Source organism: Actinoplanes couchii (assembly GCF_016862075.1).
In the GTDB taxonomy this organism is placed as follows: domain Bacteria; phylum Actinomycetota; class Actinomycetes; order Mycobacteriales; family Micromonosporaceae; genus Actinoplanes; species Actinoplanes couchii.
The window spans coordinates 154,349-170,548 of sequence record NZ_BOMG01000086.1 but is presented as its reverse complement, the minus strand read 5'-3'; the positions used below and the strand labels follow the sequence as shown (position 1 = coordinate 170,548).

Genomic DNA, 16,200 nt, shown 5'->3' with positions numbered 1-16,200 from the left:
CCCCGGGTGCCGCGACTCGGCACGCAGGTCTCCGCACATGGAACGATGTTCCCGCGTACATGACGACACCGACCATACCCGCACGGGGCCATGCTCCGGCAGGTCGTCCCCCCGGCGCGGCAGCAGTGGACAACCCGGCGAACCGGGCGAAACGGTGTGAGCAACGTCCGGAATCACCTGTTCAGGACGGTTGCTCCGCAGATCAGCGGCCGATCTTCCGGCGCACCATCCCGACGACCTGACTGACCTCCTGGACCCGCAACAGCAGGGCGGTTCCCAGGTAGGCGATCAGGATCACCACGCCGCCGACCGCGATCTGGGTGATCGCCTCGATCCGGCCGTCCGGCGCGCCCGAACCCGGGAGCAACCGGACCACCAGGTAGGCCACCCCGCCCGCGACCGCGGCGGCGAACGCCACCTTGAGCAGCCCCACCAGCACCGAACCCAGGTGCAGCCGGCCGATCCGGCGCCGCAGCACGGCCAGCGAGATCAGCGCGGACACCAGGTAGGAGATGCCGTTGGCCGCGGTCATGCCGGCGGCGACCAGGGATTCGTTCAGGACCGCGGCGAGCACGAAGTAGCCGGCGATCCGGACCCCGACCACCGGCAGGTTGATCAGCGCGGCCGTCTTGTTGCCCTGCAGCGCGTAGAACGCGTTGGTGCAGAGGAAGCTGATCGACAGCGGCAGCACCGCGAACGCGGCCACCGTCAGCACCTGCCCCATGGCCAGCGCGTCGCCGTTGGTGATCCGGCCACCCTGGAACAGGAAGACCGCGATCGGCCCGCTCAGCACCGCGTAGACCACCACGATCGGGGCCAGGGCCGCGGACACCAGCTTGATCCCGCGGTTCAGGTCGTCGCTGATCTCGGAGAGGCGGCCGTCGGCGGCGGCCGCGCTCATCTTCGGCAGCAGGGCGGTGATCACCGAGACACCGATGATGCCGTGCGCCATCATCATCAGCAGGAAGACGTTGTTGAAGGCCAGAGCGCCCGGGTTGTTCTCGCCGCCGGCGCTGTTCAGCGCGCGGACCAGGGCGAAGACGGCGAGTTGGTTGGCGCCGACGTAACAGAGCATCCAGCCGGCCAGGCTGCCGATCTCGCCCAGGCCGAGCTGCCGCGGGCTCCACTTCCAGGCCCACCGGAAACCGACCTTGCGCAGGGCCGGGAGCAGGCCGATCGCCTGCACCACCATGCCGAGCAGGGTGCCGCCGCCGATCAGGGCGATCTCGCCGGTGGTGATGTTCGCCGGGGTCAGCTCCTTGTCGGTGCCGAAGACCACCAGGAAGACCCCGCACACCGCGATGACCACGAGGTTGTTCAGGATCGGCGCCCACATCGGCGCGGCGAAGTGGCCGCGCACGTTCAGCACCGCGGCGATCAGCGCGGACAGGCCGGTGAAGAAGATGATCGGCAGGATCAGGTACGCGAACGAGGTGACCAGGCTCCGGAACTCCAGCGGAGTGTCGTCGCTGCTGGTCTGGATCGCCGTGATCAACGGCGCGGCCAGGACCACCAGCAGGGTGGCCACACCGAGCATGATCACAGCGAACGAGAGCAGGCGCTGGGTGAACTCCTGGCCGCCGTCCTCGTCGGTCTTGCGCCGCCGGACCAGCAGCGGGATCAGCACGCTGGACAGGACACCGCCGAGCAGCAGCTCGTAGATCTGGCCGGGGAGGAACTGGGCGCCGGTGTAGGCGTCACCGACGGCCTGGCCGAGGACCATGCCGATCAGCGCGTTGCGGACGAAACCGATCAGCCGGCTGACCAGACTGCCGATCGCCATGATCGCGCTCTGCCCGGCCGTACCGCCGCCGCTGCTCTGTTGTTCGTCGGGTTGTCCCGGGGTTTCGGGACCGTCCACGGACATGACCGTGACGCCCTCCTGCTCCGCGGGCTCACCGTCCGGTGCCGCGTGTGTGCTGCGGTACAGGCCGCCGTTCACCAAGCCTCCAGAACCCTGCCGGATCAATGCAGCCACCCTAAAGCCCAAATGTCACGCGTGCCGACGCAGGAGGGTGCCGGGTTCGGCGCCGGCCAGCGTCTCCACCATCCAGTACGCCTCCAGGGCGACCAGCGGCTCACTCAGCGCGTCCAGCACGGTCGGGTGGTCACAGCCCGCGTCGGACAGGACACCGAGCAGCGCGGGCACCACCGACAGGTCGGCGGAGCGGACGATCTCCCGGGCCAGCGGGCCGGCGCCGGTCCAGCCCAGCAGGTCGGGCACCGAGGCCAGGGCGGCGTCGGTCCGGCGTACCAGAAAAGCCAGGTCCTCGTGCGGGAACCGCTCGCCCACGCGGACCTGGAGCGACGCGAACGCCGGGGCGCTGAGCGCAGCGATCGTGGCCTCGTCGAGGACCTGCGGCGACGGCACCGGGGGCGCCGGCCACCAGTGCTCGCCGGTGAAGAGCGGCAACGGCGCCTGCTCCGGGCCGGCCGGCTCGACCACCGGGACCTCCCGGACCAGCGACCGGTACGCGGCCTCCCGCACCGCCGCGATCCCGCCCGGATCGTCCTCCGGCCCGGCCGGGACGAACGGCGACAACAGGGCCACCACCACACCCGGATGAGGCAGCGTCGGGTCGTCCAGGGCTATCACCCGGGCGAAGGATTCCAGCTCCCACCAGCGCAGGGCCGCGGGGTACGGACCACCGGCCGGCGCCCAGCCCAGCTGCACCGGCTCGGTGGAGGACGGCAGCCGCAGACCGAGCGTCCGGTCGCCGGACGGCAGATCGATGTCGAGCACCAGGGCGTAGTCGGCGACCACCGGAAACGACACGCGCACGGTGGCGGGCAGGTCGTCGTCGCCGGTCAGCCCGCCGGTCCAGAAGTCGGGATCCAGGATCAGGCGCTGCACAACCTCGGAAACGGGCACGCGGTCATCCTGCCCGGCGACAGCCCAGGACCCCAATACGGATACCCTGGTGACCCCATGTCTGTACTGAACACCGCCCAGCAGAAAGCGGTAGCCGAGTTGCTCCGCGTGTCCCCCGTCGCCGATGAGCTCGGGCGGAGGTTCGCCGACGCCGGACACCAGCTGCACCTGGTCGGTGGCTCGGTCCGGGACGCGTTGCTGGACAGCCTCGGTGACGACCTCGACTTCTGCACCGACGCGCGACCCGAGCAGACCCTCGCCGTGGTCGACTCCTGGGCCGACGCGATCTGGGAGACCGGTCGCGAGTTCGGCACGATCGGCATCCAGAAGAACGGGCTGCGGATCGAGATCACCACGTACCGGGCGGAGGCCTACGACGGGGTCACCCGCAACCCGGTGGTCTCCTACGGCGACTCGCTGCACGACGACCTGTCGCGGCGGGACTTCACCATCAACGCGATGGCCGTCTCGGTGCCCGGCCACGAGTTCACCGACCCGTTCGGCGGGCTCGACGACCTGGCCGCCCGGGTGATCCGGACGCCCGCGTCACCGGCCCAGTCGTTCGGCGACGACCCGCTGCGGATGCTGCGGGCCGCCCGGTTCGCCGCGAAACTGCGGTTCACCGTCGACCCGCCGGTCCTCGCCGCGATGACGGACATGGCCGCCGACCTGGACCGGATCACCGCCGAGCGGATCCGGGACGAGTTCACCAAGCTGATGTGCGCCGCCGACCCGCTGACCGGCCTGCGCCTACTGGTCGACACCGGGCTCGCCGACCGCTTCCTGCCGGAGATCGCCGGTCTCAAGCTGGAGATCGACGAGCACGCCCAGCACAAGGACGTCTACGAGCACACGCTGATCGTGGTCAGCAACGCGATGCGCCTGGAAGGTGACGAGAGCCCCGACTTCGTGCTGCGGATGGCCGCGCTCATGCACGATGTCGGCAAGCCCGCCACCAAGGCGGTCGGCCGCGACGGGCGGGTCAGCTTCCACCACCACGAGGTGGTCGGCGCGCGGCTCACCAAACAGCGGATGAAGGCGCTCAAATATCCGAAGGACGTGACCTCCGAGGTGGTCGGGCTGGTCGCCCTGCACCTGCGGTTCTACGGGTACGGCCGGGGCGAGTGGACCGACTCGGCGGTGCGCCGGTACGTGACCGACGCCGGCCCGCTGCTCTCCCGCCTGCACAAGCTGACCCGCTCCGACGTCACCACCCGCAACCGTCGCAAGGCCGCCGGGCTGGCCGCCGACTACGACGCGCTGGAGGAGCGGATCGACCGGATCGCGGCCGAGGAGGACCTGGCCAAGGTCCGCCCCGACCTGGACGGCAACGCGATCATGGAGCTGCTCGGGGTGCCGCCGGGCCCGATCGTCGGGCAGGCGTGGCGGCACCTGAAGGAGCTCCGGCTCGACCGGGGGCCGCTGGACCGCGACGAGGCCGAGGCGGAGCTTCTTCGATGGGCCGAGGAGCAGGGCTTCTAAGGGCGCCCGACGCTCACGGTCCGGCCGGCGAACGCGGCCGGCAGCGTCTGCGTCTCGAGCAGGCGCCCCTTCACGTCGTACACCTCGGCGGTGGTGTCCTGGATCGACAGGATCCTTTCGTCGTCCAGGAAGTGCAGGGTCGAGTCGGGAACGGTGCCGATGACCTGCCCGTGCCGCACGTCGACGACATGCCGGGGTCCTTTCAGGTCGGCTGCGTCGACGACGATCACGAACTGGCCGTCCGGTGACCAGGCGCCTGGTCCGGCCGGAGATCCCTGAACGGGCAGCGTTCGGAGTTCATTGCCGGTCTCGGAGTCGAGCACGACGATACCGCCGGAGGCTTGTGGGAGAGCGATCTCCTTGCCGTTCGGCAGCCAGGTGAAATAGCAGATCACCTTGCAGTCCCGCAGCAACGGCGCCTTCTGGATCCGCTGGCCCTGCCCGGCGGCGACCTCCCAGATGGCGTACTCCTTCGAACCGGTGGTCAGCACCCGGTCGCCGTCCGGCGACCATTGCGGCGAGAAGCCGACCTTGTTGCTGACGCTGCTCGTCGCGGAGTCCGGCCCGTGCAGGACCCGCAGGGTGCTGCCGTCGGAGACGACCGCGCCGGTGGCCGTCGGCGAACCCCAGACCATCTCGTAGGCCCGGGGAATCTGCCAGTAGGTGCCGGTCAGCCGGTCGAGCATGATGTTGTCGTTCTGACTACCGGTGAGAGCCGTGACGATCAAACCGCCGGGCAACTGGTAGGGCTGATCCCACCAGTCCTTCTCGGCGACCGACGGCGACGGGGTGGGCGCGGCGGGCAGCGCCTCCCGCTCCTGCCGGAAGACGACGAACGGGGTGGCCGCCACCAGCAGCAGCGCGACCGCGGCCGACCCGATCGCGGTCCGGCGCCGGCGACGGATCCGGCGTCCCTGGGTACGCGCGGCGGTGGCCAGGTCGAACGGCGGTGGCGCGTCGTCCGCGAGATCCCGGACGGCTGCCCCCACGATCTCCTCCAACTCCTTCATCGGGTTCCTCCCATCGCGACACGCTGGTCACCAACCAGAGCGCGGAGTTTGTCGAGAGCCCGGGAGGCCTGACTCGCGACCGTGCCGGGCCGGCATCCCAGCATTTCGGCGGTCTCCTCGACACTGCGATCCTCCAGATAGCGCATCACCAGCACGGCACGCTGGCGGGTGGGTAGTGACAGCAGCGCCTCCCGGACCGTGATCCGGTCGGTGACGGCCTGGTCGTGACGGTTGTCGACAGCGGGTTCCGGCACGTCGGCGACGGACACCTCGTTGCGGCGGACGGGCCGGCGCCAGGCCGACACCCGGTCGTTGTAGATGATTTTCCGTACGTACGCCTCGGCGTCCCCGTGGATCCGGGGCCATCGGGCGTACGCCTTGGCCAGCGCGCCCTGCACCAGGTCCTGCGCGGCGTCCGGATCCCCCGTGAGCGCGTGCGCGATCCGGAGCAGTGACTGCCCCCGGGCCGCGACGAACGCGGTGAACTCGTCTTCGAGTGACTGTCTCAACCGGTCACCTCCGAAAGGGTCAGACGCGGCACGGGTCGGAATGTTTGCATGCATCGTCCGAAAAGCTGGTGACGTCGGAACGGTAGCGTTCTACATTGCTGCGGTGACCTCCGTACGCAATCGCGTTTTTGCTGCTCTTCTCGCCCTCACGCCGGCCGCCGGGCTGTTCGCCGCGTCGCCCGCCCAGGCCGCCCCGTTGAAGATCACCGTCAAGTCCGTCGCGGTCAGCAAGAGCACGTTCGTGCTCGGCTCCAAGGCCGGCAGCGGCGACATCGTCAAGGGCAAGAAGTTCACCCAGGTCGGCACGACGTCCACCTACAAGGGGTCGCTGAACCTCTGCGGCAAGGACACCGCCGGGCGCTGGACCGCCGACGTCTACGGCGTCGTGGTGAAGACCGGCAGCACCGAATTCGACTCCACCAACACCGTCACCAAGTCGATCTACCTCAAGCGGCCGTCGTCGCTGACCCTGAACGCCGCTCCCGAGCCGGTGGTCAAGGGCAAGAAGCTCACCACCAAGGGCGTTCTCAAGGTCAACGGCAAGGTCCTCGCCGGTACGACGGTGAAGATCTACTTCCAGGCGACCGGCGCCTCCACCTACACCTACAAGGGCGCCGCCAAGACCAACGCCAAGGGTGTCTACACCAAGGCGTTCACCGCCACCAAGAGCGGCGTGTGGAAGGCCGTCTACGCCGGTGGCAGCGCGCGCAACGCCGCCTCCGCGGTCGACGCCGTCAAGGTGAAGTAGGCAGACTGGGCGGCATGTTCGTCATCGAGACGTCGATCGGGCCGCTCGGAGTCGCCGTCGACGGTCCGGCCGTGGTGGGCGTGCGGTTCGCCGCCTTCGCCACCCGGCCGGATCCGTCCGCACAGCATCCGGCGCTGGACCAGCTCAAGGCCTACTTCGCCGGGGGCCTGACCGATTTCACCGTGCCGTTCGAGATGCGCGGCGGGTCGGAGTTCGAGCGGGCGGTGTGGGCCGAGATCGCGAAGATCCCCTACGGCGAGACGATCACGTACGGGGCGATCGCCACCGCCCTGGGTGATCCGGGCGCGGCCCGCGCGGTCGGCACGGCCTGCAACCACAATCCGGTTCCGGTGATCGTGCCGTGTCATCGGGTGGTCGGCGCCGGCAACAAGATGGTCGGTTTCGGCGGCGGCCTGGACCGCAAACGCATCCTGCTGGAGCTGGAGGCCGCGGTCGCCTTCCAGCGGGCCTGGAGCTGAGCATCAGCCGGCTCCAGGCCCGGTGGAACAAGGTCAGCGCTCGATGTCGCCCTTGATGAACGCCTCGACCGACGCGTGGGCGTCGTGGTCGCTGTACTGCACCGGCGGGGACTTCATGAAGTAGGACGACGCCGACAGGATCGGGCCGCCGATCCCGCGGTCCTTGGCGATCTTCGCGGCGCGCACCGCGTCGATGATCACGCCGGCCGAGTTCGGCGAGTCCCACACCTCGAGCTTGAGCTCGGCGTTCAGCGGGGTGTCACCGAAGGACCGGCCCTCCAGGCGGATGTACGCCCACTTCCGGTCGTCGAGCCACGGCACGTGGTCGGACGGGCCGATGTGCACGTCGCTCTTGATCATCTCGTGCGGGATCTGGGACGTCACCGACTGGGTCTTCGAGATCTTCTTGGAGACCAGGCGGTTGCGCTCCAGCATGTTCATGAAGTCCATGTTGCCGCCGAAGTTCAGCTGGTACGTGCGCAGCAGCTCGACCCCGCGGTCCTCGAACAGCTTCGCCAGCGCCCGGTGCACGATGGTGGCGCCGACCTGGCTCTTGATGTCGTCGCCGACGATCGGCACACCCGCGTCCTCGAACTTCTTCGCCCAGACCGGGTCGGAGGCGATGAAGACCGGCAGCGCGTTCACGAACGCCACACCGGCGTCGATGGCGGCCTGCGCGTAGAACTTGTCCGCCTCGTCGGAGCCGACCGGGAGATAGGAGACCAGGACGTCGACCTCGGCGTCCCGCAGAACCTGCACCACGTCGACCGGCTCGGCCGGCGACTCCTCGATGATCTCGCGGTAGTACGTGCCCAGGCCGTCGAAGGTCGGGCCGCGCTGCACGGTGACGCCGGACGGCGGCACGTCGGTCAGCTTGATGGTGTTGTTCTCGCTGGCGACGATCGCCTCGCTGAGGTCCATGCCGACCTTCTTGGCGTCCACATCGAACGCCGCGACGAACTTCACGTCGGAGACGTGATAGTCGCCGAAGGTCACGTGCATGAGACCCGGGACGCGGTCATCGGGGTCGGCGTTCCGGTAGTACTCCACGCCCTGCACGAGGGACGAGGCGCAGTTACCCACACCGACGATGGCGACGCGAACGGAGCCCATCGCGTTTTCCTCCTTGTTCGTCACGGCCGGTCCTGTTGGGGACGCGGTGTCTCTGGGGAAGCCGCCCCGGTCGTCGTCGGGTCGGCGACGGGGGCGGTGCTCGGGGCGCCGGTGAGGCCGGCGCGATTGCGGGCGGCGGGGGCCCGGCCGGAGCGCTCGTTGGTGATCAGCTCCTCCAGCCAGCGGACCTCGCGCTCGCACGCCTCCAGCCCGTGCCGCTGGAGCTCCAGCGTGTAGGCGTCGAGCCGGTTGGCGGCGCGGGCGAGGATCTCGCGCAGGCCCTCGCGCCGCTCCTCGATGCGGCGGCGACGGCCTTCCAGGATGCGCAGCCGGGTGGCGCGGTCGGTGCGGGAGAAGAACGTGAAGTGCACCCCGAAACCGGCATCGTCGTACGTCTCCGGGCCGGTCTGGGTGAGGAGGTCGGCGAAGTGTTCCTTGCCCTCGGCGGTGATCTTGTAGACGACCCGGCCGCGCTTGCTGGTCATCACCGGGACGACCTCGGTGTCGCCCTCCGCCGCCGCCTCGCTGATCCAGCCGGCCAGCTTCAGCCGCTTCAGCGTGGGGTAGAGGGTGCCGTAACTGATCGCGGCCCGGATCGTGCCGAGTTTGGTGGCCAGCTCCTTGCGGAGCTCGTAACCGTGCATCGGGGCCTCCTGGAGGAGACCGAGGATCGCCATGTCGAGCACTGGCCCTCCCTCTGGGTGTGGTCCCGATGTATCGGCCCGATACATCGCAACGGTAAATCGGGACCGCCGGACACGCAACTCGGCCCGCCAGCGCAGTCGTCACGCCACTGTGCGTGATGGCGGTCGCCGCTGGCCCGGCAACCGCGTACTCTCGTCGCCATGCGCACGCAGCGGCAGATAGTCGACTACTCGCTACAGAGGCGGGCAGTCCTGCGTGACGTTCGAAACGGCCGGATCGGCACGCTCGAGGTGTGTGACGCGTCTCCTTACCTGAGAAACGCTGCGACGTTCCACGGCGAGCCGACCGAAGAGCGATGCCCGATCTGCCGCCGGGAAAACCTGACGTTGGTGCATTACGTCTATGGCGACGAGCTCAAGCAGTCCGCTGGTCAGGCCCGGAAACTGGCCGAGCTGCCCGACCTGGCGGTCACTCTGCGTGAGTTCCAGGTCTTCGTGGTCGAGGTGTGCCGCTCGTGCTCGTGGAACCACCTCATCGAGAGGTTCGTACTCGGCCGTGACGGCCTCGTCACCGATGAGACATTGCCGACCGAAGTTATGGTCTCGTCCGGCGGTGGGGGATCCCGCCGGAATGGTCCGTCACAGAGCGGGGAGGTCCGGCGGTGAACCGGATCGATCCCGTTAACGTGTACGAGTTTGTGGCCGGTTCACGGTCAACGAAGACAGACGAGGGGGCTGCCGGGACCGCAGCCCATGACGCCCGATCGAGGCGCAGTGCCGGGGCGGCCCTTCCGGGCCGCCGGGCAGCGCCCCCGCGACCGGTAGGTGTGAGGGAATGAACGCGTACGGCGATCCGCAGAACGCACGAGCCCGGGCCAAAGTGCCCGGGCCGTCCGCTGCTTCCACGCCTGGCGACGAGCCGGCCGACGAGGGCCGTCCGGGTCCGGGCGCCTATCGGCGTCCATCCGGCGCCGCTCCGGTCGGCGGTTCGGGCCGGGCCTCGGTGGGGTCCGCCAGCCCGGGCCGGGCCTCGGTGGGCTCCGCCTCGGTCGGTTCGGCGAGCCCGGGCCGGGCGTCGGTGAGCCCGGCCGCTCCCGGCCGTGCCTCCGTCGGCGCGGCCGCGGTCGGTGGTCGCGCCTCGGTGGGCGCGGCACAGGTCGGTGGTCGTGCCTCGGTGCCACCCGGTGGCGGCGGGCCGCCCGGTGGTGGCTCCGGTGGTTTCGGCGGCGGCTCGGGTGGTTCCGGTGGCCGCAAGCCCAAGAACAAGGCCGATAAGAAGCACCGCCGCGCCAACATCCTGACGGCCGCGGCCGCGGTGCTGGTCATCATGCTCGGTGTGGGCATCGTCGGCGGCACCTACTTCTTCGACGACGTGAAGCTCCCGGCCGCCGAGGCCGAGGCGCAGATGAACAAGATCTACACGTCGAACGGCAAGCTGCTGGAGCAGACCGGCTCACCACGTATCAACGTGCCGCCGGAGCAGATCAGCAAGGTGATGCAGGACGCGGTCGCCGCTGCCGAGGACAACAACTTCTGGACCCACGAGGGCATCGACTTCAAGGGCATCATGCGCGCCGCGTGGAACAACTTCACCGGCGGCGAGCTGCAGGGCGCCTCGACGATCACCCAGCAGTACGCCCGGCACATCGCCGACGAGAAGGACATCAGCTACAGCCGCAAGCTGCGTGAGGCGGTCATCGCCCGCAAGCTGGAGTCGGAGTACTCCAAGACGCAGATCATGGGCATGTACCTGAACTACATCGACCTCGGCCGCGGCAAGTACGGCGCGGAGGCGGCGGCGAACGGCTACTTCGGCACCTCGGTGATCAACAACGCGAAGAAGCCGATCACCATCGAGCAGGCCGCGGTGCTCGCCTCGATCATCAAGCAGCCCTACGCCACCAGCACCCACAAGGGATACGACCCGGCGAACAACCCCGAGGGCGCCCTGGAGCGGTGGGAATACACCATGGGCAAGATGTACGAGATGGGGGCGATCACCAAGGCGCAGTACGACGCCCGGAAGTACCCCACCGTCAACGAGAACAAGAAGACCAGCAGCAACAACACCGCGGGCAAGCCGGTCGGCGTGGTCATGCGGCACGTGACGTACGAGCTGCACAAGCTCGGCATCACCGACGAGATGCTGGAAAAGGGTGGCTACACCGTCACCACCACGATCAACCCGAAGATCCAGGCGGCGGCGGAGAAGGCCGGCTCGCGGCTGAGCAAGACCTCGCCGTTGTACAAGCGGTCGGCCAAGATGCAGTCCGCGGTGATCGGCATCGACCCGGGCACCGGTGAGGTCCTCGGCATGTACGGCGGGGACGACCCGACCGGCACCGACTACGCCGGTTACATGTCCGGCAACGGTGAGGGCGTGCTGCCGAAGGCGGGTCAGTCGCCCGGCTCGACGTTCAAGATCTACACGCTGGCGGCCGGCCTGAAGGCGGACATGTCGTTCGACACGGTCTGGGACGGCACGAAGGAGCGCAAGGGCGGCGGCAAGATCAGCAACGCCGGCGCGGACCCGGGCGCCGTCTGTGGCGGCAAGATCGCCTTCTGTGACCTGCGGACCGGCACGATCAAGTCGTACAACTTCCCGTTCTACTGGATCGCCGACACCCTCGGGTCGGACAAGGTGATCGACGCGGCCCACCAGGCCGGTGTCGACACCATGTGGAACGACGACTTCGAGAAGATCGACCTGAACAACGCCAACGCGACCAAGCTGAACAACAACTTCGACAACGAGGTCGCGTTCGGTCAGTACCGTGTCGTCCCGCTCGAGCACGCCGCGGGTGTCGCCACGATCGTCAACCAGGGCGTCAAGCACGACGCGCACTTCATCAAGTCGATCAGCCAGCGGGACGCCAAGACCGGCGGCAACAAGGTCATCTACACCGCCTCCAAGAGCGGGAAGCGGGTCTTCGCCGCCGACCAGATGGCCGGACTGGCCGACGTGCTCAAGGAGATCGCGAAGAAGAAGCCGCTGGCCGGTGGCCGCCCGTCGATCGGCAAGAGTGGCACCTGGGAGATCAAGGTCGACGGCAAGAGCCTGAGTGGTGACACCTGGTTCGTCGGTGGCATCCCGCAGCTCGCGGCGACCGTCTGGGTCGGCGGCGCGCAGGACCGTGTCGCCCTGAAGGAGTCGAACGGCGACAACATGTTCGGCTCCGGAACGCCGATGTCCATCTGGAAGGAATTCCTGGACACCTCGGCCGAGGCGATGAAGTGGGACAACGAGTCCTTCCCGCCCGGTGTGAAGACCGGTCAGGACGACAAGGGCAACGGTGTCAAGCCGGTCCAGGTCGAGCAGCCGGAGCAGGACAACTCGGCGTACTGCGCGGTGGTCCCGGACGACCCGCAGTGCCAGAACAACGGCGGCGGCAACAACGGCGACGGTGACGACGACGGCGACAACAACGGTGACGGCAACGAGAACGAGAACGTCGGCAACAACGACGGCAACGGCAACGGCGGAGGCCGCGGCAATCGTTGACGACGCACACTGAGGAAACGGCGCTCATCTCGGACGAGGTGGGCGCCGTTTTCTCATGAGGACGCGCCGGTCGCCCTTCCCGGCCACCGATGCGGCATGATGCCAAGACATGAGCGCCCAACCGCCCACCGAACGGCCTGACGTCTCGAGTGCCACCTCGGACGGTTTTGTGCGGGGACTCTCCCAAGCCATCGGGGGGCCGCTCGGCGCGCACGCGGTGCCACCGGAGACGCGGCCCGGGCGGTTCTGGACCGTGCCGCGGATCGTGATGGCGCTGGCCTGTCTGGTGCTCGCCTTCTCCTGGGTGCAGAAGTCGCCCTGCATGGACGGCACCTGGCAGAACAACACCCAGTACACCCGGTACTGCTACACCGATGTGCTGGCGCTCTACTACGCCGAGGGCATCAACGAGGGCAAGGTCCCGTACAAGGACCACGCGGTCGAGTACCCGGTCGTCACCGGCTACTTCATGGGCGCGCTGGGGCTGCCGGTCCACGAGTACGGCAAGACCCACCCCGACATCAACCAGGGCAGCTGGTTCTACAACATCAACGCCCTGGTGCTGTCGCTGCTCGCGATCGCCACCGTGGCCGTCCTGCTCGCGTTGCGCCGCCGGCGCCCGTGGGACGCGGCCATCCTCGCGCTCTCCCCGATCGTCCTGGTCACCGCCACCATCAACTGGGACTACCTGGCGATCGGCCTGTGGGCGTTCGGGCTCTACCTGTGGGTCCGGGAGCGCCCGATCTGGGCCGGTGTCCTCTTCGGTCTCGGCGGCGCGGCGAAACTGTGGCCGCTGTTCATCCTCGGGGCGATCCTGGTGGTGGCCCTGCGCAGCGGCCGGCTGCGGTCGTTCGTCAGCGCCTTCGTCGCCGCCGGGGTCACCTGGCTGCTGGTCAACCTGCCGGTGATGGTGCTGTGGCACGACAGTTGGCTGCGGTTCTTCCGGCTCAACTCGGAGCGGCCGATCGACTGGGGCACGTTCTGGTACATCGGGCGGTACCTGGACGGCAAGTGGAACTCCGGTGAGGCCGGTGACCAGGGCCCGTTCCAGTGGCTGAGCGACAACATCCCGACGCTCAACGTCCTGTCGTACCTGCTGTTCGCCCTGTGCTGCCTGGGGATCCTGCTGCTCGGCCTGCTCGCCCCGCGCAAGCCCCGGCTCAGCCAGCTCGCCTTCCTGATCGTGGCCGCGTTCCTGCTGTTCAGCAAGGTCTGGTCCCAGCAGTACGTGCTCTGGCTCCTCCCGCTGATCGTCCTGGCCCGCCCGAAGTGGGGCGCGATCATCGCCTGGACCATCGCCGAGATCGGTTACCTGGCCGCGTTCTACGCCGAGCTGATCGGCGCCGGTGGCAAGTCGGTCATCCCGGAGGGCACCTTCGTGCTCGCCTCCACGGCGCGCCTGGTCACGGTCGCCGTCCTGGTCGGCCTGGTGGTGCGGGAGATCCTGCGCCCGGAGCTGGACGACGTGCGGGCGAGCTACGACGGCGCGGACCCGGACGGCGGCCGGGTCGACGGCCCCGAACACCCCTGGGTCACCGGGGTGCGCCGGGTCTTCGGCATGGGCCCGTCCGCGGAGGCGCCGCCGGCGCCGGCCGTCGACACCGTCGACAAGGGAGCCGAGCGGGACCTAGTTGAGGTAGAAGACCACCGCGTCCTCTAGGTCCTCACGGCGGATGCCGAGACTGTCCACCGGCCGGTCGGCGGCCACCTCCCAGGGGGTGCCGGCGACCATGTCGCGCAGCAGCAGGACCTTGGTGACGCCCATCGAGATCAGGTAGTCCGAGCTGGCGGCGTCCGGGAAGTTCGCGACCCGGGCCCGCAGTTCGGTCTGCTGCTGGGCGGCGAACGTACCGCCACCGTTGGCGATCTGCTGGAATTTGGATGTCGTCCACAGCTGCACGGTCTGATCACTCAGGTCGGCGGTCGGCAGGACCAGCATCGGTCCGGCGACGGTCCGCATCGACGCCGGTTGCGCCGGGACGACCGGGTGCGCGGTCAGGTTCCAGCCCTCGACCAGGACCAGGACCAGCGGTGTCAGAGTCGCCAGGCGCAGCCACGGCCCGGGCCACGGCGGGGTCCGCTGGGCGGCCAGCTGCTCGGTCCGGCGGACCAGGGCGTCGACGGCGCCCGCGGCCAGGATCGCCAGCAGCAACGTCACCCAGAGCATCAGCCGCCCGGGGACACGCTGGTCGAACGAGGCCGGGAAGTGACCGAACAGCGGCAGGTACGTCCACCGGCCACCGAAGAAGGTCGTGCCCAGGGTGAGGATCACCGCGACCGCCAGGCCGGCGACCAGCATCAGCCGGTGCCGGAGCCGCCAGACCGACAGGACCAGGCCGGCCAGTGCCAGCGCGTAGAGGGCGAACCCGGGCAGCAGCGTCATCTCACCGGCCCAGCCCAGCGAATCCCGCGGGGTGGCGTGCGCGGCGCCCCAGATCCGGGACTCGGCCGGGCCGATCAGCAGGCTCCGCAGCGGCGGGGAGAAGAAGGTGATCTCCTCGATCCGGGAGCCGGTGTCCAGGGCCCGCACGTAGGGCAGGGCCAGCACCGAACCGACCGCGACGAACGTCTGGGCCCCCAGGGCGTTGACCACGAACAGCCACCAGGCGGTGGACGGCTTCTTCGGCGGGGCGGGCCGCGGCCGGGGCGCCCGGGCGGCGGCCCGTTTCCGGGCCTTTTCGGTCACCGGCTGCCGGGCTCCGAACAGCAGCCACCGGCGGCGGCCCTTCGGTTCCACCGCCGGGGTGCCGGCCACCGCGTCCATCCGGGCGGCCTTGGCGACCTCCGACTCGGCGACCGGTTTCTCGGTGATCGGGGCGGCCGCGGGCTCGGATCTCACGGCCCGGCGTGCGGCCCGGTCCGCCAGCAGCCGCCGCACGTGCCGGTAGACGGCGGCGCAGAAGATCACGATCAGGAGCAGGCCCAGCACGTACGCGAACGGCACGCCCAGCGAGAAGCCGAGCATGAGCTGCCAGCACGCCACCAGCCAACCGGCCGCCGCCCACCCGGCGTGCCGGCGCTCCGGCCGCAGCCCCCAGCGCAGCGAATAGCCGTGGGCCCGCGCGAGCAGTGCCAGCGCCAGCGGGATGCCACCGGCCGAGACGATGTCCAGGTGACCCTCCTGCGCCAGCCGCCACGGGGCGTAGGCGAACGCGACGGCCGCCACCGCCGCCCCGGTGGGCCGGGCGCCGAGCTGGCGCACCAGCACGTAGGCGCCGAACATCAGCAGGGCGTGGGCCAGCACGAACAGCACGTTGTAGCGGAGGATCGCGGCGGCCGGACCGGTTCCGATCATCCCGGCGAACGCGTAGCCGACGAGGCTGTCGCCGAACGCGAAGTTGAACGGCTCCGGGTAGTAGGCGTTCGACTGCCACAGCTTGACCGGATTGGTGCTCAGGATGTGCCCGGCCCAGGAGACCTGCCACGCCTGACGGGACGGATCCCCGAGGTCCTGCGGCAGCGTGTACAGCGGGTAGCGCAGAGCCGGCCAGGTCATCGCCACGGCCACCAGGCAGGAGGCGTAGATCGCCAGCGCGTACTCGTGGACCAGGTTCCGCCCGAGCCACCGGGAGCCGCGCCGGATCCGCCCGGGGCCTCTCTCCGGGGTGCTGGCGAACGCGGTCCACGGGTCGGGCGGCGCGCCGGCCGGACGCTCGGTGGGCAGCTTGCCCCGCTGTTTGGGGACCGGGGCGGCTGGAACAGCCGGAGCCGGTGCGGCCGGTGCCGGGGTGGGTGCCGTCGCCACCCCGACCGCTGCCGGAGCGGGGGCGGGCCGGTTCCGGAAGAGACCGAAACGCCGCCGCTTCACGGGCGCGGGCGGCTGCGGTTTCTCGGTCATGAC

Annotated in this window: 13 protein-coding genes; 6 read left to right on the top strand and 7 right to left on the bottom strand. The window is 69.5% G+C overall.

The features are described from left to right. Positions 1-202: 202 nt before the first annotated feature. Both murJ and Aco03nite_RS35070 read right to left on the bottom strand, forming a co-directional pair. Positions 203-1,942, bottom strand: a complete 1,740-nt coding sequence (gene murJ / locus Aco03nite_RS35075; protein WP_203803381.1) for a murein biosynthesis integral membrane protein MurJ — start codon at positions 1,940-1,942, stop codon at positions 203-205. Positions 1,943-1,993: 51 nt separating this feature from the next. Beyond that, a complete protein-coding gene (locus Aco03nite_RS35070; protein WP_203803370.1) occupies positions 1,994-2,872 on the bottom strand; it encodes a hypothetical protein in 879 nt (292 codons plus the stop codon). Positions 2,873-2,929: 57 nt separating this feature from the next. On the opposite strand from Aco03nite_RS35070, the gene Aco03nite_RS35065 reads away from it, so the two are divergent. Continuing rightward, positions 2,930-4,354, top strand: a complete 1,425-nt coding sequence (locus tag Aco03nite_RS35065; protein ID WP_203803367.1) for a CCA tRNA nucleotidyltransferase — start codon at positions 2,930-2,932, stop codon at positions 4,352-4,354. On the opposite strand, the gene Aco03nite_RS35060 is transcribed toward Aco03nite_RS35065, so the two are convergent. Together Aco03nite_RS35060 and Aco03nite_RS35055 are read right to left on the bottom strand one after the other, a co-directional pair. Continuing rightward, complete coding sequence (locus Aco03nite_RS35060; RefSeq protein ID WP_203803348.1) at positions 4,351-5,364, bottom strand: WD40 repeat domain-containing protein; 1,014 nt, start codon at positions 5,362-5,364, stop codon at positions 4,351-4,353. The two genes, Aco03nite_RS35065 and Aco03nite_RS35060, sit on opposite strands and share 4 nt — an antisense overlap. Further along, complete coding sequence (locus tag Aco03nite_RS35055; RefSeq protein WP_203803345.1) at positions 5,361-5,873, bottom strand: SigE family RNA polymerase sigma factor; 513 nt, start codon at positions 5,871-5,873, stop codon at positions 5,361-5,363. Before Aco03nite_RS35055 ends, Aco03nite_RS35060 begins: the two co-directional genes overlap by 4 nt. A 103-nt stretch (positions 5,874-5,976) precedes the next feature. Here Aco03nite_RS35055 and Aco03nite_RS35050 point away from each other — a divergent pair, with 103 nt between their 5' ends. Together Aco03nite_RS35050 and Aco03nite_RS35045 are read left to right on the top strand one after the other, a co-directional pair. After that, positions 5,977-6,621, top strand: coding sequence for a hypothetical protein (locus tag Aco03nite_RS35050; RefSeq protein WP_203803342.1), 645 nt, complete (start codon positions 5,977-5,979; stop codon positions 6,619-6,621). A gap of 14 nt (positions 6,622-6,635) precedes the next feature. Continuing rightward, the gene (locus Aco03nite_RS35045; RefSeq protein ID WP_203803339.1) at positions 6,636-7,100 is read left to right on the top strand and encodes a methylated-DNA--[protein]-cysteine S-methyltransferase; all 465 of its coding nucleotides are present in this window, start codon (positions 6,636-6,638) and stop codon (positions 7,098-7,100) included. Positions 7,101-7,133: 33 nt separating this feature from the next. On the opposite strand, the gene Aco03nite_RS35040 is transcribed toward Aco03nite_RS35045, so the two are convergent. Together Aco03nite_RS35040 and Aco03nite_RS35035 are read right to left on the bottom strand one after the other, a co-directional pair. Continuing rightward, positions 7,134-8,213, bottom strand: coding sequence for an inositol-3-phosphate synthase (locus Aco03nite_RS35040; RefSeq protein ID WP_203803336.1), 1,080 nt, complete (start codon positions 8,211-8,213; stop codon positions 7,134-7,136). A gap of 20 nt (positions 8,214-8,233) precedes the next feature. Beyond that, positions 8,234-8,899 carry a PadR family transcriptional regulator gene (locus tag Aco03nite_RS35035; RefSeq protein ID WP_203803319.1) on the bottom strand — a complete coding sequence of 222 codons (666 nt, stop codon included), beginning with the start codon at positions 8,897-8,899 and terminating at the stop codon, positions 8,234-8,236. 159 nt (positions 8,900-9,058) lie between these two features. On the opposite strand from Aco03nite_RS35035, the gene Aco03nite_RS35030 reads away from it, so the two are divergent. The 3 genes from Aco03nite_RS35030 to Aco03nite_RS35020 all read left to right on the top strand — a co-directional run bounded on the left by Aco03nite_RS35030 (position 9,059) and on the right by Aco03nite_RS35020 (position 14,019). Beyond that, a complete protein-coding gene (locus Aco03nite_RS35030; RefSeq protein ID WP_203803306.1) occupies positions 9,059-9,523 on the top strand; it encodes a DUF5318 domain-containing protein in 465 nt (154 codons plus the stop codon). 169 nt (positions 9,524-9,692) lie between these two features. Continuing rightward, the gene (locus tag Aco03nite_RS35025) at positions 9,693-12,359 is read left to right on the top strand and encodes a transglycosylase domain-containing protein (RefSeq protein ID WP_203803301.1); all 2,667 of its coding nucleotides are present in this window, start codon (positions 9,693-9,695) and stop codon (positions 12,357-12,359) included. Positions 12,360-12,468: 109 nt separating this feature from the next. Further along, on the top strand, positions 12,469-14,019 hold the full coding sequence (locus Aco03nite_RS35020; RefSeq protein ID WP_203803288.1) for a glycosyltransferase family 87 protein: 1,551 nt from the start codon (positions 12,469-12,471) through the stop codon (positions 14,017-14,019). Here Aco03nite_RS35020 and Aco03nite_RS53390 read toward each other — a convergent pair. Beyond that, a complete protein-coding gene (locus Aco03nite_RS53390) occupies positions 13,987-16,197 on the bottom strand; it encodes a hypothetical protein (RefSeq protein ID WP_239145702.1) in 2,211 nt (736 codons plus the stop codon). The two genes, Aco03nite_RS35020 and Aco03nite_RS53390, sit on opposite strands and share 33 nt — an antisense overlap. Between the last annotated feature and the right edge of the window lie 3 nt (positions 16,198-16,200).